Genomic DNA, 25,604 nt, shown 5'->3' with positions numbered 1-25,604 from the left:
CGGTCAAACCCAGGAGCCTCTTGATGAAATCACCTGCACCCCGTGGCGCTCTCGTCGCCCTGTCACTGTCCATGTTGCTGGCGTCCTTGGGCACCAGCATCGCCAACGTCGGCCTGCCGAGCCTGGTGCAGGCGTTTGATGCATCGTTCCAGGCGGCGCAGTGGGTGGTGCTCGCCTACTTGCTGGCGATTACCGCGGTGATCGTCAGCGTCGGGCGACTGGGCGACCTGATGGGCCGCAGCCGCCTGCTCTTGGCCGGGTTGTTGCTTTTCACCGTTGCCTCGGCCCTGTGCGGCATGGCTCCGTCCCTCGGGCTGTTGATTGCGGCCCGCGCCCTGCAAGGCCTGGGCGCGGCGATCATGATGGCGATGACCATGGCGCTGGTGGGCGAGACCGTGGCCAAGGAACGCACCGGCCGCGCCATGGGGTTGCTGGGCACGATGTCGGCCATGGGTACCGCGCTGGGGCCAAGCCTTGGCGGGGTGTTGATCGCGGGGTTTGGCTGGCGCGCGCTGTTTTTCATCACCGTGCCGCTGGGTTTGCTGACATTTGCCCTCGCCCGGCGCTATCTGCGCGTCGACCGCCATGGGCTACGGCCCGCGCAATCCGGGTTCAGTTTCTTGTCGACTTTACGGGATTCAACGCTAAGCGCTGGCCTGGCCATGAGCGCGCTGGTATCGGCGGTGATGATGGCGACCTTGGCGGTCGGGCCCTTCTACCTGACCCACGGTGCAGGCCTCGACCCTGCCTGGATGGGCCTGACAATGGCAGTCGGGCCCTGCGTTTCGGCATTGACGGGCATCCCTGCGGGACGTTTGACCGACCGTTTCGGCTGCGGCCCGATGACCATCGCCGGGCTGCTGGCGATGCTGGCGGGGTGCCTGCTGCTCTCCCTGGCGCCGCTGAACCTTGGGGTTGCCGGGTACGTCGCCCCGCTGATCATCCTCACCCTCGGCTACGCCCAGTTTCAAGCCGCCAACAACACCGCCGTGATGAGCGACGTACTGGCAGACCGCCGTGGCGTAGTCGCCGGCTTGCTCAACCTGTCACGCAATGTGGGGCTGATCGCGGGCGCCTCGGCATTGGGTGCTGTCTTTGCGCACGTTTCAGGTGACCTCTCCACAGCCACTCCCGCCGATGTGGGAAGTGGGATGCAAGCCACGTTCGGCGTGGCATTGGCACTGATTGGTGTAGGTCTTTTCCTGGCCCTACGCGCCCGGTTCCGCGTAACACCTGTCTTGACAAGGTAAAATCGTAACGACTATTGTCTGACAACCTGATTACCAAGGTTTTCCCATGCTTGAGCTCCAGCGCCCTGATTCGCTCGTTATGCGCGTTGTCAGCGCCATTCGTGCAGAAATCGATTCCGGCCAACTGGCGCCCGAAGCGCGCCTGCCCACCGAACAGCAACTGGCTGAACAACTCAATGTCAGCCGTTCGGTGGTGCGCGAAGCGATTGCCCAGCTCAAGGCCGATGGCGTACTGACTGCGCGGCGTGGCCTGGGCTCATTTATCTCGCAAACCCCGGCCGGCACCGTGTTCCGCTTCCCGGAAAAAAACGGTCGCCGCCCGGACCTGGCGCAAATGTTCGAAGTGCGCCTGTGGATCGAAACCCAGGCCGCCTCGATTGCCGCCCAACGCCGCGACGCCGCCGACCTGCAGCGCATGAAGACCGCCCTGCAGGAAATGCACGACAAGCGCGCCGACTTCGACGCCGCCGCCCTGGCCGATGTGGAATTCCATCGCGCCATCGCCGAGGCCAGCAAGAACGACTATTTCGTGGCCTTCCATGACTTCCTCAGAAGCCAACTGGCCAGCGCCCGCAAGACCGCCTGGGAAAACTCCGCCACCCGCTTTGTCAGCGGCTCGGCCGATGCCACCCAGGAACACACCGCGCTCTACCAGGCCATCGTCGACGGTGATGCCCAAGGCGCCGCCGCCTGTGCCGAGGCTCACTTGCGCGCCGCAGCAAGGCGCCTGCATCTGGAACTGCCCGCTATCAATTGACCGATCCGAACCCGTTTAAAGCGTGCCGATGGCGCGCTGTTTTTTTAACAAAAACATTAGTCTGACAACCTGATAAGCAGACTGAAATGCGTAGGTACCCAAAACAATGATTTATGACTTTTGCATCATCGGCGGCGGCATCGTCGGTTTGGCCACCGCGATGGAGTTGCTCAAGCGCCAGCCCAACGCCTCGCTGGTGATCCTGGAGAAGGAAAGCCTGTTGGCCAAACACCAGACCGGCCATAACAGCGGCGTGATCCATGCCGGCATCTACTACGCGCCGGGCAGCCTCAAGGCCGACTTGTGCAAACGTGGCGCCGAAGCCACGAAGCAGTTCTGCACCGAGCACGGGATCAAGTTCGAGGTGTGCGGCAAGTTGCTGGTGGCCTCGACTGATCTGGAAGTACAACGGATGGAAGCGCTGTACGCCCGCTCGCAGCTCAACGGCATGAAAGTCGAACGCCTGGACGCCGACCAGTTGCGCCAGCGCGAACCGAACATCGTCGGGCTGGGCGGGCTGTTTCTCGACGCCACCGGCATTGTCGATTACCGCGAAGTCTGCGAAACCATGGCCCGGGTAATTCGTCGCGCCGGCGGGGAAATCTGCCTGGAACGCACCGTCACTGCGATCGTCGAGGACACCGACAAAGTCACCGTCAGCACCCGGGGCGAAAGCTGGCAGGCCAGGCATCTGGTGGTGTGTGCAGGTTTGCAATCGGACCGCCTGGCCGTGATGGCCGGCGTCAAGATCGACCACCAGATCATCCCGTTCCGTGGCGAATACTTCCGCTTGCCGGAATCGAAGAACACCATCGTCAACCACCTGATCTACCCGATTCCCGACCCGGAGCTGCCCTTCCTCGGCGTGCACCTGACCCGCATGATCGACGGCAGCGTCACCGTTGGCCCGAATGCCGTACTCGGCCTGGGTCGCGAGAACTACCGCAAATTCTCGGTGAACTGGCGCGACGTGGCGCAGTACGCGAGCTTCCCGGGCTTCTGGAAAACCATCTGGCAGAACCTCGGTTCGGGCAGCGTCGAGATGAAGAACTCGCTGTTCAAGTCCGGCTACCTGGAGCAGTGCCGCAAGTACTGCCCATCGCTCAACATCGAAGACCTGCTGCCTTATGAAGCCGGCATCCGCGCCCAGGCCGTGATGCGCGACGGCACCCTGGTGCACGACTTCCTGTTCGCCCAGACCCCGCGAATGCTCCACGTGTGCAATGCGCCCTCACCCGCTGCCACCTCCGCGATTCCCATCGGTTCGATGATCGCCGACCGCATGTTCAAGCCCCACTGACGCACCGCACCACGCCTCACTTTGACAATAAATATAATGACTCATAAGGAAGTACAGAATGACGGCTACAGCCCGCACCCCGGACGTTGAAACCCCCGAGCAAACCAGGAAACGCCTGCGCAAAGTCGCGGCCGCGACGATCTTCGGTTCGATGCTGGAGTGGTATGACTTTTACCTGTACGCCACCATGGCGGCGATTGTGTTCTCGAAGATTTTCTTCGATAACAGCGACCCGAAAGCCGCTACGCTGATGGCGTTTTCCACCTTTGCCATCGGCTTCATCGCGCGCCCGTTCGGCGGCATTCTGTTTGGCTACCTGGGCGACAAGTTCGGGCGTAAACAAGTGCTGGTGCTGACCTTCTGCATGATGGGCGTGTGCACCACACTGATCGGGCTGATCCCCAGCTACGCCTCCATCGGCATCTGGGCGCCGATCGTGCTGGTGTTTATCCGCATCATCCAGGGCCTGGGGGCCGGTGCCGAACTGTCCGGCGCGGCGGTTACCTCCTACGAGCACGCCTCAGAAGGCAAGCGCGGCAGCCAGGGTGCATGGCCGGCGCTCGGGCTGAACCTGGGCTTGCTGCTGTCGTCGCTGACCGTGTACCTGCTGACCATCAACGGCAATGAATTCCTGCTGGCCGGCGGCTGGCGGATTCCGTTCATTTGCAGCATCGCGCTGGTGGGTGTGGGCCTGTGGGTGCGCAACAGCATCCCGGAAACCCCGGAATTCAAGGAACTGAGCAAGGAAACCGCAAAGGCCAAGGCGTCGCCGCTCAAGGCGCTGTTCAAGAACGACCTCAAGGGCCTGGCCGTGGTGTTCTTCGTGGCGATTGGCTACAACGCGTTGAGCTACATCTTCAAGACCTTTTCCCTGGCTTACCTCACCCAGTTCAAGGGTGTCGATGTGCACGTCACGTCGCTGTCGGTGACCATTGCCAGCCTGATCGCCATCGTCGCCGTGCCATGCTTCGGCTGGTTGTGCGACAAGTGGAGCAGCAAGACCGTGCTGATGCTCGGCGGCCTGCTGTCGCTGCTGTTTGCCTACCCGTTCCTTGCGCTGCTCAATACCGGTGAAAGCCTGATGATCTACGTCGCCATTGGCGTGGGCACCGGCATCCTCGCGCCGATGATGTTTGCGCCGCAGGGTTCGTTCCTGAGCCGCCAGTTCCCGACCCAGACCCGCTCCTCGGGCTTTGGCACCGGGCGAGAAATCGGCACCGCGATCGCAGGTGGCCTGGCGCCATTAGGGGCGTTGTCGATGGTGGCGGCGTCGGCCACTCACTCCACTGATGGCGTTGTGATAATCCTCGCGATCTCGTCCCTGCTGGTGGTGGTGTTCGCCTTGTGCGATCAGGGCCGTAAACACTCGGCATTCAAGAACTGAGGCAAAAAGTTCGGACCAACGGGTGCATGGATGCCCCTTCATCGCGCATCATGGGCACTTTCAAGCTCAAGGGAAACGTCCATGCGCGTTCTGTCATTGATGATGGGTCTTACGACGCTGGCCGCCAGTCTGGTGTTTACCGCCCAGGCGCAGGCGGGTGAAGAAAGCCTGTTGGTCGACTCGATCAATCAATACCGCAGCCAGGTCCAGCGCTGCGGCAACCAGGGTTCCCAGGAATTGCCACCGCTGGCCAGCGACACGCGGCTGGTGTTGCCGGTCAACAGTGTCGGCGACTTGCAGCAGGCGCTGGCGAGGGCGGCGTACCCGATGGTCAACGTCCAGGCCATCAGCCTGTCCGGGCCCAGGAACGCCGAAGCCGCGATGAAAGCCGTGCGCGAAAGTTTTTGCCGGGTGGTGCTCGACCCGCAGTTCATTGATATCGGCGTGAGCAACAGCGGCCAGGACTGGCGCATCGTGCTGGCCCGCCCGCTGCTGACCAGCGGCCTGGGCGAGACCCAGACCGAAGGCAAGAAGGTGCTCGACCTGATCAACACCGCCCGCCAGCAACCACGCCAATGTGGCGCCCAGGCCTTTGCCGCCACCACACCCCTGAGCTGGAACGAAGCACTCGCCAACGCCGCCGCCGGCCACGCGCGCAACATGGCCAACGGCAACTTCTTCGATCACCTGGACCACGATGGCCGCACCCCGGGTGACCGGGCTGAACTGGCAGGCTACATCGGCCAGCAGATCGGCGAGAACATCGCCGCCGGCATGGACACCCCACGCAAGGTGGTCGACGGCTGGCTGGCCAGCCCCGGGCACTGTGCCAACCTGATGAACCCGCAGTTCCGCGAAATGGGCGCCGCCTACGCCATGGACCCGAAAAGTGATGCCGGCATCTACTGGACCGGTTTGTTTGGCGTGCAGCAGCAATAACGGTTTGTATCCCAACGTATCTTCCCGGCGAGGCGACACACTGCGAGGTGCAGGGCCCCGGCGATGACACATTGCGGATACGCCGGCGCGGTTTCCTGTGCACACCGGCCCACCCCGGGCCACTTGCGAGGAAACCGTCATGTCCCAGAACAGCACCGTGCTCTACACCGGCAAAACCCACACCACCGGCGGGCGTGAAGGCGCGTCCCACAGCGATGACCTGCACCTGGACATCAAGCTGTCGCCGCCCGGCTCCAAGGCGCCCGGCACCAACCCCGAGCAACTGTTTGGTGCCGGCTGGTCCGCCTGCTTTATCGGCGCAATGGGCAAAGCCGCACAAACCCTTCACATCCGCCTGCCCGCCGACACGGCAGTGAGTGCCGAAGTGGACCTGGTGAACAGCCCGGAAGATGGCTATTACCTACAGGCGCGCCTGCGGGTCAGCCTGCCGGGTATCGAACACTCGGCGGCGCAGGCACTGGTGGACCGTGCCCACCAGACGTGCCCGTATTCCAAGGCCACCCGCGGCAATATCGCGGTAACGATTACGGTGGCCTGAAGGGAGCTCAGCGAAGCATTATCCGGCCGAGACACTAAAGTGCCATCTAGTGGATAATCCCGCTGAACTGGCTGAGTCCCGGGATGTCTGTAGCTTGGCATCCCTACCTCAGCGAACCGTGGCAAGAAGGCGTTCACCGAATGACAAACTGGCTGCAAGGCGGCGGCGAAATGGCCGAACGGGTCCGGCATCACAACTGGGCCAATACGCCATTGGGGCCTTTGGAACACTGGCCGGACGTACTGAAGACCACCGTCGCCCTGTGCCTTGCCTCCAGTTTCCCCCAGGCGATCGTCTGGGGGCCTGCGCTGATCACGCTTTACAACGACGGGTTTATCCCGATTCTCGGCGACAAGCCTGATGCCCTCGGGCGGCCATTCAACGAGATCTGGCAGGAAGCCTGGCCCGAGATCAGTCCGATCGCGGATGCCGCCTTCGCAGGTGAAGCCACCTTTATCGAAAACTTCCCGCTGACGATCGAACGCGGCGGCGCGCCGGAGCAGGCGTACTTCACCTTCTGCTACAGCCCGATCCGCGACGTACAGGGCAAGGTGGTCGGCATGCTCGACACCGTGACCGAAACCACCGCCACCGTGGTTTTGTCCCAGCGCCTGGCCGAGCTGAATGCAAGCCTGGAGCAGCGCGTCACCGAAAGGACCACCCTGCTGACCCAGACCGAAGCCGCCTTGCGTCAATCGCAAAAGCTTGAAGCCATCGGCCAGTTGACCGGTGGCGTGGCCCACGACTTCAACAACCTGCTGACCATCATTCGCTCATCCGTCGACTTCCTGCGGATGCCGAGCCTGTCCGAAGAGCGTCGCCAGCGCTACATGAGCGCGGTTACCGACACCGTGGACCGGGCCGGCAAATTGACCAGCCAGTTGCTCGCATTTGCCCGGCGCCAGCCGCTGAACCCGGAAGTGTTCGATGCAGGCCTGCGGGTGAAAAACATCGGCGAGATGCTCGAGACGGTGACTGGCGCGCGGATTCATGTGCACGTCGAACTGCCCGGGCAGCCGTGCTACATCCGCGCCGACTCCAGCCAGTTTGAAACCGCCCTGATCAACATCGCCCTCAACGCCCGGGACGCGATGAACGGCCAGGGTAGCCTGACCCTGCGACTGGACGCCGATCAAGCACTGCCGAGCATCCGTGGTGACGCCGGTTCACGCCAGGCGTTCATCGCCATTTCACTCACCGACACCGGCAGCGGGATTCCCGGGGAGACGTTCGAGCGCATCTTCGAACCCTTCTTCACCACCAAGGAAGTCGGCAAGGGCACCGGCCTGGGACTGTCCCAGGTGTTCGGCTTCGCCAAGCAATCGGGCGGCAACGTCGATGTGGCCAGCCAGGTTGGCCAGGGCACGGTGTTTACCCTGTACTTGCCGCAAGTGGTACCTGAAGAGAGCTTCCAACGTGACACCCCGGACACCTGCGGGCTGATCACCGAATGCGCCCAGCGCCATATCCTGGTGGTGGAAGACAACCTGGAAGTGGGCCGCTTTGCCAATCAGATCCTCCAGGACCTCGGCTACCAGACCACCTGGGCAACCAATGCCGAACAGGCGCTGGAACTGGCCGGCGCAGACGCGTTGGGGTTCGATGCGGTGTTTTCCGACGTGGTGATGCCCGGCATCACCGGGGTGGCCCTGGCCAGGGAACTGCGACGGCGCCGGCCCGGCCTGCCGGTGGTACTGACCTCGGGCTACAGCGAGGAACTGGCGGAAAGCGGCTATGAAGGCCTGGTGTTCCTGCCCAAGCCCTACTCGGCCGACCAGGTCTCACAGGTGCTGGCCAAGGCGCTGCTCAAGGGCTGAGGCCTATTCCGCGACGGCCACCTGGTTACGCCCGAGGGCCTTGGCGCGGTACAGCGCCTTGTCTGCGGTGTTCATCAGGCCGTGCAGGTCCTGGTCCACCGCGCGAGCCCAGGCCACGCCGAGGCTGGCGGTCAACCCCTTGACCGGCTCGCTGGTCAGCCCGGCAATGGCCTTGATCAACTGCTCGGCGATGTCCCGCCCGGTCTCCAGCGACGTATCCGGCAGCAACACCGCAAACTCCTCGCCCCCCAGCCGCCCGTACACATCGGCCTGGCGAAACGACGCGCTGATCACCCCGCCGATCTGGCGCAGCACCTGGTCCCCGGCCTGGTGGCCGTAGGTGTCATTGATGTCCTTGAAGTGGTCCATGTCCATCATCAGCGCGCACAACGGCTGCTGGTTATGCCGGCACTGTTCGTAGAGCAACTGCGCATGCTCGAAAAACGCCCGGCGGTTCATCAGGCCGGTGAGTTCGTCGGTTTGCGCGACGCGGGCGGAGATGTTGTGGGCTCGTTCCATTTGCCGGGTCAGGCGAAAGGCTTTTTCCAGGGCATCCGACAGCTTGCGCGTGGCGCCACCGACAAACGAAGAGAACACCAGCACCGCCAGGGCCATGCCGACTTGCATCGACGACGGTTGAAACAGCAGCCACAGGGTGCACGGCAGCAGCACCAGGCCCATGGAGACCAGGGTCATGTAGCGATAGGCTGAATAACACGAGACTGCGCTGACCGACATGCCCACGGTGAACAACATCACCAGGGCCTGGGACAGGCGGTCGTCGGTGGGCATCAGGGCGAATGCGCCGATGCCCCAGACCCCGGCCGACAACATCAGCGTTACCCAGTAGCGCCGCTCCCAGCGCGCGGGAGTGCGTTCACTGTTGGGGCAGCGAAACCAGTCCATGAACATCCACACCCGCAGCAACGACGTCCCCGCCAATACCACCAGCCAGACCAGCATTACCCGGTGATCAAAACGTTCCCAGCACAGCCAGCACAGCATGGCGGCCGCCATATAACTGCCGAACACTGCAGAGAATGACTGGCGAAACAGCTGGTGCAATCGATCTGTTCGTACCTGCTCCTCGATGAAGCAATCCTGGTCCTGCCCACGCCCAAGGCCATTCATTTGGTCCGCCTGATCTTACTGCCGCGACAAAGTGCCATTGTGGCATCCTGCCAGTAGCCCTAACAACTGAATCAAGCGTGCTAGAGCGCCGAAAGCAGGATAAATATAGGTGAACACCTTCTCGCTCGCTCCAAGGATCAGAGTCCACCCATGAATACCCACCCGATAACCACCGAACGCCTGATTCTCAGGCCCGCAGCGGCCGACGATGTGGCCAGTGTATTTGCCATTTATGGCGATCCCGAGACCAACCGCTACAACCCGGCGGGCCCCTTGACGGACCAGGGCCAAGCCGAGGCCGCCCTGGCTCGCTGGCTGCTGCACTGGGCAGAACATGGTTTTGGCCAATGGGCGATTGCCACACAAGAGGCGCCGGACTGCGTGATCGGCTTTGGTGGCATCACCTTGTACCCCTACAACGACGTTGAGCGGATCAACCTGGGCTACCGCTTTGCGGTCAGCGCCTGGGGCCAGGGCTTTGCAACCGAGCTTGCCAGGGCGGCGTTGCAGTTTGCGTTTGTCGAGCTGGACCAGCCGCAGGTGTACGGCGTGGTGCGTCCGGCGCATACAGCGTCGATCAAGGTGCTGGAGAAAATCGGCATGCAGTACATCGATGAGCTGGACGATGTACCCGGTCAGGCGCCGAGCCTGGTGTATGTGGCCCGGCGGGCCCTCTGACCTTTGTATCGCAGTGTGTCCAAACACCGCTGCGATACAAAACCTTTAACCCACGGGTTTTCTCGAAACAGACGGGATACACAACTACGTTCAACTGTGAGCCAGGCACACCACCCGCCGCCGGAGACTCACCATGCACACACAGTTGAACACCCCACCCCGCCGCCTGATGGGCGCGTCGCTGCTGGCCTTTGCGCTGTTGCAGTTCGGTGCCCTCGGCGTCGCCAGTGCACAGGACGCGCAAGCACCGGCGGCTGCCAGCGCAACTGCCCACAGCGCGCTCGGCCCGTTGAAGCATGTGAAAGCCGGCTTGCTGGATGTGGCCTACGCCGAAGTCGGCCCGGCCGATGGCCCGGTGGTGATCCTGCTGCATGGCTGGCCCTACGACATTGACAGCTACTCCGAGGTAGCGCCGCTGCTGGCCGCCCAGGGCTACCGGGTGCTGGTGCCTTACGCCCGCGGCTATGGCGATACCCATTTCCTGTCGGCAAAGACCCTGCGCAACGGCCAGCCGGCCGCCCTCGCCGTCGACCTGATCGACTTCATGGACGCGCTGAAGATCAAGCAGGCCGTGCTCGGCGGCTATGACTGGGGTGCGCGCACCGCCGACATCGTCTCGGCGTTGTGGCCTGAGCGGGTCAAGGCGCTGGTATCGGTCAGCGGCTACCTGATCGGCAACCAGGCCGCGGGCAAGAACCCATTGCCGCCCAAGGCCGAGTTGCAATGGTGGTACCAGTTCTACTTCGCCACCGATCGCGGCGCCGCCGGCTATGCGAAAAACACCCACGACTTCGCCAAGTTGATCTGGCAGATCGCCTCGCCAAAATGGGCATTCGACGACGCCACCTTCGACCGCAGCGCCAAAGGCCTGGACAACCCCGACCACGTCGCCGTATCGATCTTCAACTACCGCTGGCGCCTGGGGCTGGTGCAGGGAGAGAAAAAATACGCTGCGCTGGAGCAGAAACTCGCCACCGCCCCGTCCATCAACGTACCCACCATCACCATGGAAGGCGACGCCAACGGCGCGCCGCACCCGGCCGCAGAGGACTATGCCAAACGCTTTACCGGCAAGTACGAATACCGCCTGATCAGCGGCGGCATCGGCCACAACCTGCCGCAGGAAGCACCGCAAGCCTTTGCCAAGGCTGTGATCGATGCGGACCACCTGTGATGAAGCGCCTGCATCTTGCTGCACTCGTCGCTGCAACAGCTGCCGTGGTGGCCACCGCTACCGGGTTCGCCTTTGGCGGCCCGGCTACCAGCGAGCCTTCGCCGATCTACGGCGTGACCATTCCCGACGGCTACCGTCAATGGGAGCTGATCGCGCCGGCCCAGGAAGCCGACCCGCTGAATGAACTGCGGGTGGTGCTGGGCAATAAAGTGGCGCTCAAGGCGTACCGCGACGGCACGCTGCCCTTCCCCGACGGCACCGTGCTGGCGAAACTGGCCTGGAAGCACGTGCAATCGCCCGAGTTCAAGACCGCGTCGATTCCCGGCGCGGCGACCACCGTGCAGTTCATGGTCAAGGACTCGAAGAAATACGCAGCGACCGGAGGCTGGGGCTTTGGACGGTTCATCAATTGCAAGCCGGTGGACCAGGCGCAGCATGAGACCTGCTTTGCCTGCCATCAGGCGCTGGTGAAGAACCATGATTATGTGTTCACCCGGCTGGCGCCTTAGCGCAATAGCCTTTTTCAACAACAAACGCCGTGGCGCTCACGCCCGGCTTCAGGCCCAACTCGGCCACCGCGTCGCGGGTCACGATGGAAAACACCTTCGAACCGCCCGCCAATTGCTCGCCGCCGGGCAGGGTCAACACCACTTCGGCATTGACCGCGCCGTGCTGGACCTGGCTGACCTGGCCTTTGAATACGTTGCGTGCACTGACTTTCATGGAAACGGTTCTTGTCTTGACTTGTAGGTTGGGAATTGCCGCGCATGGTTAAACGTTGCGTTGTGTAAAAACAACTGTAGCGCCCTGCTCTGGCTGGAACCCCACGCCAATAAAGAAGGCCGCCCAATGGGCGGCCTTCATCTGGAGCAGTTACCGACGACTGATTAAAACAGCGCGTAGGTGTAGTTGAAGATCAGGCGAGTCTGATCCTGGTCGGCGGTGCCGGTGTTATGGCCGTGGTAGCTGCCGGTACGGAACGTAGTACCGAAGCCTTTCAGCGGGCCTTCCTGCACGACGTAATCAAGACGGAAATCGGTTTCGCGTTCCGACTGATCGCTGCCACCGGCAACCTTGGCCTTGATGTCGCTGCCGTTGAGGTAGGCAATCGAGGCTTTCAGGCCCGGCACCAGGGTTCTGAAGTCATACAGGTACTGACCGAAATTGACCTGCTCGCCCGCACGGGAGAACTGGCCAACCACCGCGTCGGTGAACAGGTAGAAGTCGGAACCGGCCGCGCCTTGGGCGGTTGGATCGGCGATGCTGCCCTGGTTGACCCAGACGAAGCCACCGTCATCACTCACGCCGATATGGCCGAGCATCAACTGGCTGCCGCCCAACTGATAGGTGAAGGCAGCACTGTAGGTTTTGTTGTCGACTTCACCGGCGTGCTTGGCATAGCCGCCGTTGTTGTTGAACGCATAGCCGGCCGAACCGTTTTTGCCGTCGCTGGTGCTGTCGAAATAACGCAGGTCGGTCTTGAACGACTGGTCATTGCCCAACGGCAATACGTGGACCAGGCCGAAATAGTTCTGTTTGTAGAAGTCTTCCAGGTTGGCGTAGTAGTACTGCAACGTCAGGTTTTTAGCGATGACGTTGTCAGAAGAACCAAACGGCTGGTAGTCGACACCACCGAAACGGAAGCTGTCGCTGTCGCGAGTGGCACCGGCCACGCTCAAGCCCGTGGAGTTGCTCGATGCACGACCTTCAGCCTTGTTCAGCTCGCCGCCGGTGAAGGTGACGTTGGGAATGTCCTTGGAAGTCAGGATGCCGCCGTCAAAGGTCTGCGGTGCGGCACGGCTGTCGTTGGACACCAGGATCGGCAGGATCGGCGCCAAACCACCGCCCACGTGCAATTCAGTCTGGGAAATACGGAATTTAACGTTGCCGGCTGCGCGACCGAAGCTGTCAGCAGGCTCGGTGCCATTGTTCTTCACCGGGAAGAAGCTGTTGCCGTTACCCGACAGGCCATTGCCCGCTGCGTGGCCATCGCCACCGTCCAGACGCAACGCGCCGAAAGCCATCACGTCGAAACCTACGCCGACGGTGCCCTGGGTGTAACCGGATTTATAGTCGAAACGCAGTACTTGAGCCGCTTCCCGCAGGTCGTTCGCCGTGCCGGAGTGAACGTCGGCGTTGTAGTACATGGTGCGCGAACTGATCGAAGAATGACTGTCTTCGAGGAAGCCGCTATGGCCGTCACCCGTGCCGAGTGAGCCAAGACCAAAGCCGTCTGCGCTGGCGTGTTGTGCAAGGACAGCCGCCGTGATGGCCAACGCTAATGTAGAGAGTTTCATTTACTGCGCCCCTGTGAACATTATTTTTTTACTGTCCTTCGAGCGAATACCGTTGCGGCCCTGCAAACGCTGCGGATTGTGGCATGGGGCCGATGGCGCAGAATGTGAAATTTTTGTCATGTACCGATGAAAAAACCGTCATGAAAAGGCCGTACAAGCCGGCCTTTTTCGAGGGTTGAATGGCCTGCGGTTGTACGACAACCGCTACTGCGCCGTGCGTTGATCAGGCTGGAGTCGGTGGCGAAAATGCGAGAAATGGTAGGCAACCGCCAGCCACATAAACCATGCAGGCATCACGCAAAGGGCCAGGCGGGTATCTGGGCGAAGTGCCAGCAGGCAAAGTACGAACGCCAGGAAGCCAAGTGAAACCCACGCCAACGGTACGCCTCCGGGCATTTTGTAGAGGGATTTTTCATGTAGCTCCGGGCACTTTTTCCGATAGGCGATGTAGGACGCCAGGATGGTCGACCAGGTAAAGATCACCAGGATCGCCGAAACAGTGGAGACGATGGTAAAGGCCGTCATCACTTCCGGGACTATAAACAGCAGCAACAAGCCCAGCAGCATCAGGAAGGTGGTAAACGCCAGGCTGATAAACGGCACGCTGTTTTTCGACAGTCGTCGGAATATCCCGGGTGCGTCTCCCAGGTCCGCCAGGCCGAACAACATTCGACTCGCCGAAAACACCCCGCTGTTGGCCGAAGAAGCCGCTGAGGTCAGTACCACGAAATTCACAATCCCGGCGGCGGCGGGAAAGCCGGCCACCAGGAACAGCTCGACAAAGGGGCTCTTGCTGGGCGACACCTGCTCCCAGGATGTCACCGCAATGATGCAGGCCAAGGCCAGCACGTAGAACAGGATGATCCGCAGCGGAATCGAGTTGATTGCCTTGGGCAGTGTCTTCTCCGGCGAACGGGTTTCGGCCGCCGCCGTGCCGATCAACTCGGTACCGGCAAACGAGAAGATCGCCATCTGGAACCCGGCAAAGAAGCCGAACACGCCATTGGGAAACGCCGCCTGTTTATCCAGCAAATGATTCAGGGAAGCCGTGACGCCGGTGGGCGACACAAACGAGCTGGCAATCAACACCACGCTCACACTGATCAGGGTCACCACGGCGATGATCTTGATGATCGCAAACCAGAACTCCACCTCGCCGAACAGCCGCACCGTCAGCACATTCAAGGCAAACAGGGTCAGCAGCATTGCAATCGCCGGTATCCAGGCCGGCACGTGCGGGAACCAGTACTGGAAAAAGCCCCCGACCACCACCGCATCCCCCACCACCGCCACGCTCCAGCTCAGCCAGTACGACCAGCCAAGAAAAAACGCCGCACGCGGCCCCAGGTAGGCACCGGCAAAGTCGGCGAAGCTCTTGAAGTTCAGGTTGGACAGCAGCAGCTCACCCATGGCGCGCATCACGAAATACACAAACAGCCCGATGATCATGTAGATCAGGATGATCGAGGTGCCGGACAGCGCGATGATCTTGCCCGAGCCCATGAACAGGCCGGTGCCGATCGCACCGCCCATGGCCATCAGTTGGATATGGCGGTTGTTGAGGGTGCGTTGCAAAGCGGGCTTTTCAATCAGCCCGGGCACGGTTGTTTTCATCACAAAACCTCTTGTTATGTTTTTGAGTTTTGGCAGAAAAAAGTCAGGCGTTGTTTATTGTTGGAATGGCATCGGAGTCAGGCGTGTTTGTTCTCGAAACCGTGCAGCACGTTGACCGCGTTGATGCCGATTTCATCGACCATGTAGCCGCCTTCCATCACAAACAGCGTGGGCACGCCGACGCTGGCGATGATCTCGCCGATGCCGAGGAAGTCGCGGCTTTCCAGCAGGAAATGGCTGATGGGGTCGTCCTTGAAGGTGTCGACGCCGAGGGAAATCACCAGCACTTGCGGCGAGAACGTTCTGAGTTGATTGCAGGCGTCGAGCAACGCTTCTTTGTAGGTGCTCCACCCGGTGTTTTTCGCCAGCGGGTAGTTCAGGTTGAACCCCTCGCCCGCCCCGGCACCGCGCTCGGCACTGAAGCCCGAATAGTAGGGATACGACACGGACGGATCGCCATGCAGCGAGACGAACATCACGTCATTGCGGTTGTAGAAGATGTTCTGCGTGCCGTTGCCGTGGTGGAAATCCACGTCCAGCACCGCGACCCGTTTGGCGCCTTGGGTGATCGCCTGTTGCGCGGCAATGGCTGCGTTATTCAGGTAGCAATAACCGCCCATGTATTCCCGCGCCGCATGGTGGCCCGGTGGCCGGCACAGGGCGAAGGCGCTGTCGTGGCCTTCATCAATCAATGCCAGGCCGGTGAGTGCGATATCGGCGCTGGTCTTCACCGCTTCCCAGGTGGTGCTGGTAATCGGTGAACCGGCATCCATCGCGAAAAACCCGAGCTTGCCGTCGATGAATTCCGGCACCTGCTCATTGGCCAGGTCCCGCACCGGCCACACCAGCGGCAAGGCGTCATGGGCACGGCCAATCGCCGTCCATTCGGCCCAGGCGGTTTCCAGGAAGGACACGTAGCGTTCGCTGTGGGCATTGACGTAACAGGCCCGGTCGAACGTGCGCGGCACGATGATATCGCCCAGCCCAACGTGCTTGACCCGATCACGCACCGTGTCGGCGCGGCTGGGTTGTTCGAAGGACGGCTTGAGCACGCCATCCTTGAGTTCGGTGCCATGGTGCAAACGATGAGAGTCGCTGAAAACAGTCAACATGAAAGACATCCACCCGTGAAAGACAGGTGATTATTTTGTTCTGGCTGCGGTGGGCTTTCTTTGCTTTTACGTGCGCCGATGCTAGCGTAATCGGGAATTTTTACCCCAAAGAGCCGCCATGAAGAAAAATAAAACCAGACAGGTCGCACTTGACGACACCGATCTCGCCATCCTCGCCTTGCTGCAGGAAGACGCGAGTATTTCCAACGCCGAACTCAGCGAGCGCCTGTCACTGAGCCTCACCCCATGCTGGCGACGGCGCAAGCGGCTGGAGGAAGAAGGCGTGATCAAGGACTACCAGGCCAACCTCGATCGCAAGATGCTGGGCCTGGAAATCATGGCGTTTGTGCATGTGCGGTTTGCCGTGCATTCCGACCATACGCCAGAGGACTTTGAGGCCGTGATCAAGGAACTGCCGCAGGTGCAGTCCTGCCACAAGATCACCGGGGATGCGGATTATCTGCTGCAGGTGCTGGCGGAGGATCTGGACGCCTACAGCGATTTTGTGGAGAGCGTGTTGCGGCGGCAGTTGGGGATTGCGTCGATTCAGTCGAGCCTGGCGTTGCGGGAGGTGAAGGCGACAAGTCGGGTGGCCATTCCGGGGCGGGTGGGGAAGTGATCCAATGCAAATACCATTGTGGCGAGGGAGCTTGCTCCCGTTGGACTGCGTAGCGGTCCTGTCGTTGGAGGCGCTTCGCACCCCAGCGGGAGCAAGCTCCCTCGCCACGGGTTAGTGGTTTTCTGACAGCGCAGTGGCGTTTGGCGGATTGCCGGGGCTGCTTCGCACCCCAGCGGGAGCAAGCTCCCTCGCCACAGGCTGTGTGTTGTCCGAAGACATCTGACGGCTAGCGCAGTGACTGCTGCAGAAACTCACTGATCAAGCTGAGTACCTGCTGCTGGATCTGCGGCTTGGGACGAGCACCCTTGGCATCCAGGCAAATGAAGCCTTCGCCGGGGTCGCTCTGTTCAATCCGCTCCACCGCGCCCGGCTTGCAGATGGGCAGGAAGCTGAAGTGCGTGGCGTCGCTGATTTCCACGTAGCGCGAAGTCTTCTGCGGCAGGCGCTTGGCCAAGTCGGCCGACTCGAGTGCGGCGGGCAATTCCGGCGATGGCGTGCCCGCCGCAATCACCAACGTGGGACGGTTCAGCGCCGCGAGGCTGGCATCGCTGAAGCCGCGGGCGAATCCCAGGTCCAGGGAAACAATGGCCGCCACGCGCGGGTCGCTCAAGTCGCCGGCCAGTCGCTGCCTCGCCTGCTCGGTACGACCAACCTCAAGTTGTTCGTAGGCCTTGCAAGGGGCAATTTCCGGATGCAACTTGCAGTCCTCGGTAAAGCGCTGCGGATCAAAGCGGGCACCGCCGACTTCGAGTGCGGTCCAGCCACCGAGGGAGTGCCCGACGACGGCGATCTTGCGTTGGGCCACCGCGCCGAAGCGTTTCGGCTGGGCAATCACGGCATCAATCACCCGATGGATATCCAGGGGCCGTTTCCACAGCTCGGAAGCGGCAGGCTGTGTGCGGTCCTTGCTGGTGGTGCCGGGGTGGTTGGGCGAGGCGACGATGTAACCCTGCCCGGCCAACGCGCTGGCGAGCCAGGACTGGTTGATCCAGTTGCCGAAGATGCCGTGGGAGATCACCACCAACGGATGCTCGCCGGCGGCCGGTGCGGCGTCCTTCAAGGCCGGCGCGCCGTAGAAAACCGGATTGTCGGCGATCAGTTGTGGCGTGCCGGTGGCATCGGTCGGGTACCACACCGCCACCTGCAACGGCCTGCCGTGTTCAGCGTCGGGAATCACAATTTCCTGGAACCCGGTCCGCACCTCGCCGGCTTGGGCCAGCCCGGTGACAACCATCAACAACAGAGCAGCACACAGCGTTTTCATCCTTGAGTTCCCTAAGTGGCTAAGCGCCATATTCTGGCATCGCCGTCATGGGAAAGCAGGTGGAAAATCAATGCGCGTATAAATCATCAGGCTATGGCAACTATCCGAATGGTACGTCTACCATGTAGTCACACTCCTTTCAGATAGTCCCCAATGATCAAAGCCAGCCTGCGTAGTCACCTGACCCTCTGGTTTGCCGGTTTGTCGCTGCTCACCCTGGTGAGCGTAGGGTTCTACGTTGGGCACATCGCTACCGAGCAACTGAAACTGGCCAGTGGCAATGCCTTGTTGAGCACTGCCCGCTCCACCGCCGCGCTATTGGCGGTGCAGCTGCGTGAACGCCAGCTCGAAGTGTCGCTGCTCAGCCGCGCACCGCTGTTCAGACGGGGCAACCTGGACGATCCGGACATACTGACCTCCATGGAACAACGCACCCAGTCCCGCGCCGAGTACGCGTGGATGGGCGTCGCCGACACCGACGGGCGTGTGCGCCAGGCGGTGAATGGGCTGCTGGTCGACCAATCCGTAACGGCACGGCCCTGGTTCCAGGCCGGTTTGCAGGGCAACTACACCGGCGATCCCCACGAGGCGGTATTGCTTGCCAAGCTGCTGCCGGGCTCCAACGGTGAGCCCTGGCGCTTCATCGACTTTGCCGCACCGATTCGCAATGCCGGGGGCCAGGTGATCGGCGTACTGGGGGCTCACGCCCACTGGACGTGGGTGACACAAATTGTCGAAGCGGCCAAAGGCAATACGCCGGACATCGAGGCGCTGATCATCGACAACGACGGCAAGGTGCTCTACCCGGAACAACTGGCCGGCCAGCAACTGCCCCAGGACCGCCTGGCCAATGACACCGGCTGGTCGGTCGACAACGGCTACGTGACCAGCGCCGTGGCGGTGCCCAGCCCGTCGAATTCCAGCCTGACCTGGTACATCGTGATGCGCCAGCCGCTGGAAATCGCCCTGCACCCTGCCCGCGTATTGCTCTACAAACTGCTGCTGTTGGGCGTCATTGCCGCGGTGATTTTCGGCTTCGTGGCGTATTACCTGGCGTCGTACCTCAGCCGGCCCATCGAAGAACTCGCGCGTTCAGCCAAGCAGGTTCAAAACCAACAGCCTGGCGCGTATTTCCCTCAAGACCATTTCGTACTGGAAATCGCCCAGCTCGGGCGCTCCATCAAGGGCATGACCCAATCGCTGCTTGGCAAAGAGCGCGAGCTGCAGGACACCAATGCGTCCCTGGAAGCCACCGTCGCCCAGCGTACTGCCGCCCTCACCCAGGCCAATGCCGAGCTGTTGAACCTGGCCAGCCATGACGCCCTGACCGGCGTCTACAACCGTCGGCGCTTCGATGAAAAACTGGCGGAGTACAGCCTGCTGTTCCAGCGCAGCGGGCGCGCATTTGCCTTGCTGCTGATCGACGTTGATCATTTCAAGCGGATCAACGATACCCATGGGCATGCCGTCGGGGACGATGTACTGCGCCAGCTCGCGCAGTTGATTCAGGACGCCACCCGCGCCACTGACTTCGTCGCCCGTTACGGCGGTGAAGAGTTTGCGGTGCTGTTGCCGGAAATCGAAGCGCCGGACAGCCCGGATGTGGTGGCCGAGAAGATTCGCGCGGCAATTGCCGGAGCGTATTTCGAGACCGCTGGGCAGGTCACGGTGAGTATTGGCGTCGGGCTCGTTGAAGCGTCGGACAGCGACACCACAGTGCTGATCAAGCGTGCGGATCAGCAGTTGTATCGGGCCAAGTCGTCGGGGCGTAATCGCGTGGCGTGACGGTGTAGTGCGTCATGAGCCTTTCCAGAAAGCCACAACGCTCTTGATTAAATATCGACAGCCGCGCGCCCATGACCGTAATCTGCCCCACGAACGATGAATACAACGTATGCAGGTCATCAATGGCTGAGGTGCTGGACCGTTTCGACCAATGGCTGGTTCGGTTCGGCAAGCGTTAGGTTCATCTGGACTCGGGAGATGACGATTTCCAGGGCTTTATCATCGATGCTGAACAGGTCGCGGCAACCATCGAGCTGGCGCGTTTCGCCGGTATCAACGCCAGTCTTGAGAGTTTCTGATTTCAGGTAAATATCCATGTCCATCACCGACAACCTGCTCGCCTTCACCTTCGCCGCCACGTTGCTCACGTTGACGCCCGGACTGGACACGGCCCTGGTATTGCGCACTGCAACGGTGGAGGGCAAGCAACAAGCCTTGCGCGCCACCCTGGGTATCAATGCCGGCTGCCTGCTGTGGGGTGCAGCGGTGGCCTTTGGGCTGGGCGCGTTGATTGCCGTGTCCGAGGTGGCCTTCAACGTCTTGAAGTACTGCGGCGCAGCTTACCTGGCATGGCTGGGCTTGAACATGCTGGTGCGCCCGCGCAGTTCGCTGGCGTCCGTCGAGGCCGATGGAAAACCCGGTGCCAACTGGTTCCTGAAAGGCATGATGGGCAACGTGCTCAACCCCAAGATCGGGATTTTCTACGTGTCTTTCCTGCCGCAGTTCATTCCCCAGGGGCATCCGCTGGTGGCGTGGACGTTCGGGCTGGTGAGCATCCACGTGGTGATCAGCCTGGCCTGGGCACTGATACTGATCGGTGCCACGCAGCCATTGGCCGGTGTGCTGCGGCGTGAAAAGGTGATCAAGTGGATGGACCGCACCACCGGCATGATATTCGTGCTGTTCGCGGCCCGGCTGGCCTTCAGCAAGCGCTGAAGTCAGCGCCGGTCCCGATGCCGTACCAGGCCTTCCAGGGTAAACCGCGCCTGCATCAGCACCACATCCCGCACCAGTTCCATTTCCTTCTGGCTCACTTCGGTCCAGTTCAAGGCGGAGAGCAGCTTGGGTTTCTGCACCCGAAACGCCAGGCCCTGGGTGAACAGCGCCATCGAGTGGATCACCGTGCGTTCGTCGTCAACGGCAAGGCCGGCAACGCGCGCGATCAGCAGGCGGATCACGTTGGCGATGCGCGCCTTGAAGCGTTCCTCGAACGCCATGGTCGCGCTTTCGGGGCAGAGCCCGGCCTGATGGCGGTCAAGAAACGCCCGCCACGCGGTGGTCTGGGGACTGTCCTGGATCGTTGAAACCACCGCGCCGAGAATGCCCAGTGAGGCGTCGATCAACCTCTGATCGTCGACCCCGGGATCGGCCAGCGCACCTTCTGCGGCTTCAACGGTAGGCGCCATCTTCTGCCACAACAGCGCGATCAAGTGCTCGACGCATTCCAGGTACACGCCTTCCTTGCCATCGAAGTAGTACTGGATCGCGGGCGCATTGACGCCGGCAGCATTCGCGATGTCTCGCGTGGACGCGCCGTCGTAGCCACGCTCGCCAAATACCTCGACAGCCGCCTCGATAATGCGTGCGCGGGTTTCTTCACCCCGCTGATAACCCCCTTCGGCGGCCGGTTTGTGTCGTGCCATGTGCCACTCCATTTTTTTAACGTAACCAAAATATACCAGTTGACAAAAATTCGCGAAAAAACGAATTTATTCCAACTGATATAAAACTGGAGTGACTTGATGTCCGCTGCACCTCCCTCTCCTCAGGTCATTCCTGAAACCACCGTCAACGGCCAACGTGGCAAAGCCCGACGGATTCTACTGTCACTCGCCGGCGTGGCGCTGTTGGCCGGGCTGGCGTGGGGCGCCTGGTGGTGGCTCACCGGGCGCTTTATCGAGACCACCGACGACGCCTATCTGCAAGCCGACAGCATCAGCGTGGCGCCGAAAATCAACGGCTACGTCGCCGAGGTGCTGGTGGCCGACAACCAGAACGTGAAGCGTGGCGACGTGCTGGTGCGCCTGGATGCGCGCAAATACCAGGCAGTCAGTGACGAAGCCTCGGCGACGATTGCGGCCCGCGAGGCTGACTTTGCCAAGGCCCAGGCCGACCTGGTGCAACAGGACTCGACCATCGCCGAAGCACGGGCCCAACTGCAAGGCGCCCAGGCCGACGCCCAGCACGCGCAAACCGAAGTCGCACGTTATGCGCCGCTGGCGCGTTCCGGGGCCGAGCCGGAAGAACGCCTGGCGCAGCTCAACAACCAGCTCGCCCAGGCACGCAGCACCGTGGCCGCCAAGCAGGCCGCGTTGCGCTCCAGCCAGACCCGCTACGGCACCCTCGAAGCCCAGCTCAAGCAAGCCCAGGCGCAACTCGGCGTGGCCAAGGCCAGCGAAGCCCAGAGCCAGCTGGACGTGGACGACGCGGTGATTCGCAGCCCGCTCGATGGCCGCGTCGCTGATCGCGGTGTACGCGTCGGCCAATACGTGCAGCCAGGCACACGCTTGTTGACCGTGGTGCCGGTGAGCGCGATCTACCTGACCGCCAACTACAAGGAAACCCAAATCGGCGAGATGCGCGCCGGGCAGACCGTCACCGTGCATGTGGACGCACTGCCAGGCCATGATATTCAGGGCCATATCGACAGCCTGTCCCCCGGCACCGGCGCACAGTTCGCGTTGCTGCCGCCGTCCAACGCCACCGGCAACTTCACCAAGATCGTGCAGCGGGTGCCGGTGCGGATTTCCCTGGATATACCGGATAACGACGTGCGCCAGGCACTGGTGCCCGGCTTGTCCGCCACCGTGGAAGTCGACACCCGCACCCACAAGGCAGACGCCAACCATGGCTGAAGCCATCTTGACCGAAGTGCCCGCGGACAAACCGCGCAACGCTTCGCTGACCGACTGGATCGCAGTCGCCGCCGGCTCGCTGGGCGCCTTGCTGGCGACCCTGGACATCTCGATCACCAACTCGGCGCTGCCACAGATCCAGGGCCAGATCGGCGCGACCGGTACCGAGGGCACGTGGATCGCCACCGGTTACCTGATGTCGGAAATCGTCATGATTCCCCTCGCCGCCTGGCTGACCCGGGTATTCGGCCTGCGCCGGTTCCTGATCGGCACCGCGTTGATGTTCACGTTTTTCTCGATGTTCTGCGGGTTGTCTTCCAGCCTCGGCGCGATGATCGCCGGGCGTATCGGCCAGGGTTTTGCCGGCGGCGCGATGATCCCGACCGCACAGACCATCGTGCGCACCCGCCTGCCTGCCCATCAGTTGGCAATCGGCACCACGATGTTCGGCATGACGGTGATCCTCGGCCCGCTGCTGGGCCCGGTGATTGGCGGCTGGCTCACGGAAAATATCAACTGGCGCTGGTGCTTCTTCATCAACTTGCCCGTCAGCATTACCTTGATCACCTTGCTGATCACCGGCCTGCCCAGCGATCGCATGAACCTCCAGCAATTCATCAAGGCCGACTGGCTGGGCATCATTGGCCTGGCCATGGGCCTGAGTTCGCTCACCGTGGTGCTGGAAGAAGGCCAGCGCGAACACTGGTTCGACTCGCAGTTGATCATCTGGTTGAGCATCACGATGGTGATCGGCTTCTTCCTGATTGCCGTCGGGCAAGTCCGCTCGAGTACGCCGATCCTGCGCCTGCAACTGGTGCTCAACCGCAGCTTCGGCAGCGTGCTGCTGATCGCCACGGCGGTCGGCGCCGGGCTCTATGGCACGGCGTACCTGGTGCCGCAGTTCCTCGGCATCCTGTCGGGCTATAACGCGCAACAGTCGGGTTCGATCATGTTGCTGTCGGGGATTCCGGCGTTCCTGCTGATGCCGATCCTGCCGCGAATGCTTGGCCGCCTGGACCTGCGGATGATGGTCGGCGTGGGTTTGTTGATGTACTGGGCCAGCTGCTTTCTCGACACCCAGCTCACCGCCCAGAGTGTCGGCCATGATTTCTACGGGTCGCAGATCCTGCGGGGCTTCGGGCAGATCCTGGTGATGATGCCCCTCAGCCAACTGTCGATGCGCTCGGTGGAAACCCGCGATGCGGGTGACGCGGCCGGGCTCTACAACATGTCACGCAACCTCGGCGGCACCTTGGGGCTGGCGCTGCTCGGCGTACTGATGGACCGGCGCAGCCACTTCCACGACGACATGTTGCGCGAAGGCATCCAGGCCAACACCCAGTTGACCCAGGATCAAATGGCGAGCGATACCGCCAGCTACCTGGCGCAAACCGGCGACCCGTCCACCGCCTCGCTGCAGGCCCTCAGTCATCTGGCCAACGACATCGCCCAACAAGCGGCGGTGATGGCCTACAACGACGGGTTCTACGTGCTGGGACTCGCCATGCTGGCGTGCCTTCCCCTGATCTTCATCCTGAAAAAGCGCGCGGCGCAGGCAGGCCAACGAACATGATTTATCGCTCACTTCCCTTGCTCTTCACCGTCGGCCTGCTGACGGCGTGTACCGTGGGGCCGGACTACCAGGGCGCGCCGGATGCCTCGCCAAAAACCCTCGCGGCCGGGCGCTTGCCCCACGCCGACATAGGCCTGCCGCGCACACCCGCGGTCGCCCAGTGGTGGCAAGCCCTGGGCGATCCGCAGCTCAACCAATTGGTGGCCCAGGCCCTGCAAAACAGTCCGGACATGACGACCGCCCAGGCGCGCCTCAAGCAATCGCGAGCCAGCCTGAGTGGCGCCAACGCCAACGCCCTGCCCAAGATCACCGGCGATGCAGCGATGCTGAAGCTGCGCTCCCCCGACACCTCGGCGCTGGGTGGCAGCAGTGGCGGTGGTCGCGGGCCATTGAGCCTTTACCTCGCCGGCTTTGATGCCAGCTGGGAGGCCGACCTGTTCGGCGGCACCCGGCGTGCAATCGAGGCGGCCCAGGCGGAAAACGACGCCTCGCAGGCGCAACTGGCCGATGCCCAGGTGCAACTGGCAGCCGAGGTGGTGCAGACCTATGCCGACGTGCGTGACCAGCAGGCGCGACTGGCGCTGGTGGACGCCAGTGTCGAGATTGAGGAACAGGCGCTGGACCTGACCCAGCAGCGACGCAGCCGTGGCGTGGCCTCGCAGTTACAGCTGGAGCAGGTCCTGACACAGGCCGAAAACACCCGGGCCCAACGCCTGCCGCTGCAAGCGTCAATCGTCGAGGCGATTGACCAGTTGAACCTGCTCTGCGGCCTGGAACCGGGCGAGTTGGACGCGAGCCTCAACACTCCCCGCGCCCTGCCCGCTATCCCTAGCCAGGTGCCATTTGCCGACCCGGCGGCGATCCTGAAAGCACGCCCGGATATCCGGGTGGCCGAGCGCCAACTGGCTTCCAGCAACGCGCAGATCGGCGAGAAAACCGCCGACTGGTTTCCCAAGCTCAGCCTGATGGGCGACTTGTCGTTCTCGGCGGCCGATCCCGGGCACCTGGCGCGCAAGGACAGCGGCACCTGGCTGCTGTTGCCGCGGCTGACCTGGAACGCATTGGATTTCGGCCGGGTGGCGGCCAGTGTCAAAGGTGCGCAAGCCGGGCGCGACGAGGCCCTGGCCCATTACAAAAGCGTGGTATTGAGTGCGTTGCGTGATGCGGATGTGGCCCTGGCGCGGTATGGCAACCAGCGGCAGAACGTGGTGCTGCTGCGCAACGTGGAATCTTCGGCAGTACGGGCCGCGGACCTGACGCGCCAGCGTTATAAGGCAGGTACGGCGAGCACGCTGGATTGGCTGGACGCGGAACGTACGCGGTACCAGGCGCAGGAAAGCCGGATTTCCGGGGATGCGCTGTTGCTCAAGGACTTTGCGTCATTGCACAAGGCGCTGGGGTTGGGATGGACGTTGTAAGAGCCAGAGCAAGCAACCAATAACCTGTGGCGAGGGAGCTTGCTCCCGTTGGACTGCGTAGCAGTCCCATTTTTTTGG

The 25,604-nt window shown here is 62.1% G+C and carries 24 protein-coding genes; 16 read left to right on the top strand and 8 right to left on the bottom strand.

What is annotated here, in order from left to right; translation table 11 throughout:
• Positions 1–23: 23 nt before the first annotated feature.
• The 7 genes from HX817_RS29805 (at position 24) to HX817_RS29775 (ending at position 8,006) form a co-directional block, all read left to right on the top strand.
• Positions 24–1,250, top strand: coding sequence for an MFS transporter (locus tag HX817_RS29805; RefSeq protein ID WP_177042208.1), 1,227 nt, complete (start codon positions 24–26; stop codon positions 1,248–1,250).
• Between the two features lie 46 nt (positions 1,251–1,296).
• Positions 1,297–2,007: a FadR/GntR family transcriptional regulator gene (locus tag HX817_RS29800; protein WP_008436372.1), complete on the top strand. Its 711-nt coding sequence runs from the start codon at positions 1,297–1,299 to the stop codon at positions 2,005–2,007.
• Positions 2,008–2,113: 106 nt separating this feature from the next.
• Complete coding sequence (gene lhgO / locus HX817_RS29795; RefSeq protein WP_003215216.1) at positions 2,114–3,307, top strand: L-2-hydroxyglutarate oxidase; 1,194 nt, start codon at positions 2,114–2,116, stop codon at positions 3,305–3,307.
• A gap of 58 nt (positions 3,308–3,365) precedes the next feature.
• Positions 3,366–4,691 (top strand): MFS transporter, encoded by a 1,326-nt coding sequence (locus tag HX817_RS29790; RefSeq protein ID WP_008436370.1) that lies wholly within the window; start codon positions 3,366–3,368, stop codon positions 4,689–4,691.
• A gap of 81 nt (positions 4,692–4,772) precedes the next feature.
• A complete protein-coding gene (locus HX817_RS29785; protein WP_003215212.1) occupies positions 4,773–5,630 on the top strand; it encodes a CAP domain-containing protein in 858 nt (285 codons plus the stop codon).
• A gap of 139 nt (positions 5,631–5,769) precedes the next feature.
• Positions 5,770–6,189, top strand: coding sequence for an organic hydroperoxide resistance protein (locus HX817_RS29780; protein WP_177042206.1), 420 nt, complete (start codon positions 5,770–5,772; stop codon positions 6,187–6,189).
• Positions 6,190–6,329: 140 nt separating this feature from the next.
• The gene (locus HX817_RS29775; protein WP_008436365.1) at positions 6,330–8,006 is read left to right on the top strand and encodes an ATP-binding protein; all 1,677 of its coding nucleotides are present in this window, start codon (positions 6,330–6,332) and stop codon (positions 8,004–8,006) included.
• Between the two features lie 3 nt (positions 8,007–8,009).
• Here HX817_RS29775 and HX817_RS29770 read toward each other — a convergent pair whose 3' ends face one another.
• Positions 8,010–9,137 carry a sensor domain-containing diguanylate cyclase gene (locus HX817_RS29770; RefSeq protein WP_177042203.1) on the bottom strand — a complete coding sequence of 376 codons (1,128 nt, stop codon included), beginning with the start codon at positions 9,135–9,137 and terminating at the stop codon, positions 8,010–8,012.
• Between the two features lie 150 nt (positions 9,138–9,287).
• Here HX817_RS29770 and HX817_RS29765 point away from each other — a divergent pair, with 150 nt between their 5' ends.
• The 3 genes from HX817_RS29765 to HX817_RS29755 all read left to right on the top strand — a co-directional run bounded on the left by HX817_RS29765 (position 9,288) and on the right by HX817_RS29755 (position 11,498).
• Complete coding sequence (locus HX817_RS29765; RefSeq protein ID WP_177042201.1) at positions 9,288–9,815, top strand: GNAT family N-acetyltransferase; 528 nt, start codon at positions 9,288–9,290, stop codon at positions 9,813–9,815.
• Between the two features lie 133 nt (positions 9,816–9,948).
• Positions 9,949–10,989 carry an alpha/beta fold hydrolase gene (locus HX817_RS29760; protein WP_003215199.1) on the top strand — a complete coding sequence of 347 codons (1,041 nt, stop codon included), beginning with the start codon at positions 9,949–9,951 and terminating at the stop codon, positions 10,987–10,989.
• Positions 10,989–11,498, top strand: coding sequence for a cytochrome P460 family protein (locus tag HX817_RS29755; protein ID WP_177042199.1), 510 nt, complete (start codon positions 10,989–10,991; stop codon positions 11,496–11,498). The genes HX817_RS29760 and HX817_RS29755 overlap by 1 nt, the downstream gene beginning before the upstream one ends.
• On the opposite strand, the gene HX817_RS29750 is transcribed toward HX817_RS29755, so the two are convergent.
• From HX817_RS29750 to HX817_RS29735, 4 genes are all read right to left on the bottom strand, one after another.
• Positions 11,479–11,712, bottom strand: coding sequence for a molybdopterin-binding protein (locus HX817_RS29750; RefSeq protein WP_008436351.1), 234 nt, complete (start codon positions 11,710–11,712; stop codon positions 11,479–11,481). The genes HX817_RS29755 and HX817_RS29750 overlap by 20 nt on opposite strands.
• A gap of 164 nt (positions 11,713–11,876) precedes the next feature.
• A complete protein-coding gene (locus HX817_RS29745; RefSeq protein ID WP_023658889.1) occupies positions 11,877–13,286 on the bottom strand; it encodes an OprD family outer membrane porin in 1,410 nt (469 codons plus the stop codon).
• Between the two features lie 204 nt (positions 13,287–13,490).
• Positions 13,491–14,900, bottom strand: coding sequence for an amino acid permease (locus HX817_RS29740; RefSeq protein WP_102369195.1), 1,410 nt, complete (start codon positions 14,898–14,900; stop codon positions 13,491–13,493).
• Between the two features lie 77 nt (positions 14,901–14,977).
• Positions 14,978–16,012 carry a histone deacetylase family protein gene (locus HX817_RS29735; protein ID WP_102369196.1) on the bottom strand — a complete coding sequence of 345 codons (1,035 nt, stop codon included), beginning with the start codon at positions 16,010–16,012 and terminating at the stop codon, positions 14,978–14,980.
• 118 nt (positions 16,013–16,130) lie between these two features.
• Here HX817_RS29735 and HX817_RS29730 point away from each other — a divergent pair, with 118 nt between their 5' ends.
• On the top strand, positions 16,131–16,631 hold the full coding sequence (locus tag HX817_RS29730; protein WP_008436349.1) for an Lrp/AsnC family transcriptional regulator: 501 nt from the start codon (positions 16,131–16,133) through the stop codon (positions 16,629–16,631).
• Between the two features lie 226 nt (positions 16,632–16,857).
• Here HX817_RS29730 and HX817_RS29725 read toward each other — a convergent pair whose 3' ends face one another.
• Entirely contained in the window at positions 16,858–17,895 is a 1,038-nt protein-coding gene (locus HX817_RS29725) for an alpha/beta fold hydrolase (protein ID WP_177042197.1), read from the bottom strand.
• 153 nt (positions 17,896–18,048) lie between these two features.
• On the opposite strand from HX817_RS29725, the gene HX817_RS29720 reads away from it, so the two are divergent.
• Positions 18,049–19,680: a sensor domain-containing diguanylate cyclase gene (locus HX817_RS29720; protein ID WP_003215172.1), complete on the top strand. Its 1,632-nt coding sequence runs from the start codon at positions 18,049–18,051 to the stop codon at positions 19,678–19,680.
• 119 nt (positions 19,681–19,799) lie between these two features.
• Here the strand turns inward: HX817_RS29720 and HX817_RS29715 are convergent, their stop codons facing one another.
• Positions 19,800–19,997, bottom strand: coding sequence for a hypothetical protein (locus HX817_RS29715; protein ID WP_177042195.1), 198 nt, complete (start codon positions 19,995–19,997; stop codon positions 19,800–19,802).
• Here HX817_RS29715 and HX817_RS29710 point away from each other — a divergent pair.
• Positions 19,996–20,616, top strand: a complete 621-nt coding sequence (locus HX817_RS29710) for a LysE family translocator (RefSeq protein WP_008436344.1) — start codon at positions 19,996–19,998, stop codon at positions 20,614–20,616. The genes HX817_RS29715 and HX817_RS29710 overlap by 2 nt on opposite strands.
• Before the next feature lie 2 nt (positions 20,617–20,618).
• On the opposite strand, the gene HX817_RS29705 is transcribed toward HX817_RS29710, so the two are convergent.
• The gene (locus tag HX817_RS29705; protein ID WP_003215166.1) at positions 20,619–21,323 is read right to left on the bottom strand and encodes a CerR family C-terminal domain-containing protein; all 705 of its coding nucleotides are present in this window, start codon (positions 21,321–21,323) and stop codon (positions 20,619–20,621) included.
• 99 nt (positions 21,324–21,422) lie between these two features.
• On the opposite strand from HX817_RS29705, the gene HX817_RS29700 reads away from it, so the two are divergent.
• From HX817_RS29700 to HX817_RS29690, 3 genes are read left to right on the top strand one after another with little or no spacing between them, the layout of a single operon-like run.
• The gene (locus HX817_RS29700; RefSeq protein ID WP_177042193.1) at positions 21,423–22,535 is read left to right on the top strand and encodes an HlyD family secretion protein; all 1,113 of its coding nucleotides are present in this window, start codon (positions 21,423–21,425) and stop codon (positions 22,533–22,535) included.
• Complete coding sequence (locus HX817_RS29695; RefSeq protein WP_177042191.1) at positions 22,528–24,108, top strand: DHA2 family efflux MFS transporter permease subunit; 1,581 nt, start codon at positions 22,528–22,530, stop codon at positions 24,106–24,108. Before HX817_RS29700 ends, HX817_RS29695 begins: the two co-directional genes overlap by 8 nt.
• The gene (locus HX817_RS29690; RefSeq protein WP_177042189.1) at positions 24,105–25,526 is read left to right on the top strand and encodes an efflux transporter outer membrane subunit; all 1,422 of its coding nucleotides are present in this window, start codon (positions 24,105–24,107) and stop codon (positions 25,524–25,526) included. Before HX817_RS29695 ends, HX817_RS29690 begins: the two co-directional genes overlap by 4 nt.
• Positions 25,527–25,604: the final 78 nt, after the last annotated feature.

The sequence above is a fragment of the Pseudomonas sp. C6002 genome (assembly GCF_013385805.1).
Classification (GTDB): domain Bacteria; phylum Pseudomonadota; class Gammaproteobacteria; order Pseudomonadales; family Pseudomonadaceae; genus Aquipseudomonas.
This window is presented reverse-complemented; position numbering and strand designations above follow the sequence as displayed.

Coding starts and splice junctions, on each gene's coding strand:
- HX817_RS29805 (WP_177042208.1), top strand. CDS start 24: ATGAAATCACCTGCACCCCGTGGCGCTCTCGTCGCCCTGTCACTGTCC.
- HX817_RS29800 (WP_008436372.1), top strand. CDS start 1,297: ATGCTTGAGCTCCAGCGCCCTGATTCGCTCGTTATGCGCGTTGTCAGC.
- lhgO (WP_003215216.1), top strand. CDS start 2,114: ATGATTTATGACTTTTGCATCATCGGCGGCGGCATCGTCGGTTTGGCC.
- HX817_RS29790 (WP_008436370.1), top strand. CDS start 3,366: ATGACGGCTACAGCCCGCACCCCGGACGTTGAAACCCCCGAGCAAACC.
- HX817_RS29785 (WP_003215212.1), top strand. CDS start 4,773: ATGCGCGTTCTGTCATTGATGATGGGTCTTACGACGCTGGCCGCCAGT.
- HX817_RS29780 (WP_177042206.1), top strand. CDS start 5,770: ATGTCCCAGAACAGCACCGTGCTCTACACCGGCAAAACCCACACCACC.
- HX817_RS29775 (WP_008436365.1), top strand. CDS start 6,330: ATGACAAACTGGCTGCAAGGCGGCGGCGAAATGGCCGAACGGGTCCGG.
- HX817_RS29770 (WP_177042203.1), bottom strand. CDS start 9,137: ATGAATGGCCTTGGGCGTGGGCAGGACCAGGATTGCTTCATCGAGGAG.
- HX817_RS29765 (WP_177042201.1), top strand. CDS start 9,288: ATGAATACCCACCCGATAACCACCGAACGCCTGATTCTCAGGCCCGCA.
- HX817_RS29760 (WP_003215199.1), top strand. CDS start 9,949: ATGCACACACAGTTGAACACCCCACCCCGCCGCCTGATGGGCGCGTCG.
- HX817_RS29755 (WP_177042199.1), top strand. CDS start 10,989: ATGAAGCGCCTGCATCTTGCTGCACTCGTCGCTGCAACAGCTGCCGTG.
- HX817_RS29750 (WP_008436351.1), bottom strand. CDS start 11,712: ATGAAAGTCAGTGCACGCAACGTATTCAAAGGCCAGGTCAGCCAGGTC.
- HX817_RS29745 (WP_023658889.1), bottom strand. CDS start 13,286: ATGAAACTCTCTACATTAGCGTTGGCCATCACGGCGGCTGTCCTTGCA.
- HX817_RS29740 (WP_102369195.1), bottom strand. CDS start 14,900: ATGAAAACAACCGTGCCCGGGCTGATTGAAAAGCCCGCTTTGCAACGC.
- HX817_RS29735 (WP_102369196.1), bottom strand. CDS start 16,012: ATGTTGACTGTTTTCAGCGACTCTCATCGTTTGCACCATGGCACCGAA.
- HX817_RS29730 (WP_008436349.1), top strand. CDS start 16,131: ATGAAGAAAAATAAAACCAGACAGGTCGCACTTGACGACACCGATCTC.
- HX817_RS29725 (WP_177042197.1), bottom strand. CDS start 17,895: ATGAAAACGCTGTGTGCTGCTCTGTTGTTGATGGTTGTCACCGGGCTG.
- HX817_RS29720 (WP_003215172.1), top strand. CDS start 18,049: ATGATCAAAGCCAGCCTGCGTAGTCACCTGACCCTCTGGTTTGCCGGT.
- HX817_RS29710 (WP_008436344.1), top strand. CDS start 19,996: ATGTCCATCACCGACAACCTGCTCGCCTTCACCTTCGCCGCCACGTTG.
- HX817_RS29715 (WP_177042195.1), bottom strand. CDS start 19,997: ATGGATATTTACCTGAAATCAGAAACTCTCAAGACTGGCGTTGATACC.
- HX817_RS29705 (WP_003215166.1), bottom strand. CDS start 21,323: ATGGCACGACACAAACCGGCCGCCGAAGGGGGTTATCAGCGGGGTGAA.
- HX817_RS29700 (WP_177042193.1), top strand. CDS start 21,423: ATGTCCGCTGCACCTCCCTCTCCTCAGGTCATTCCTGAAACCACCGTC.
- HX817_RS29695 (WP_177042191.1), top strand. CDS start 22,528: ATGGCTGAAGCCATCTTGACCGAAGTGCCCGCGGACAAACCGCGCAAC.
- HX817_RS29690 (WP_177042189.1), top strand. CDS start 24,105: ATGATTTATCGCTCACTTCCCTTGCTCTTCACCGTCGGCCTGCTGACG.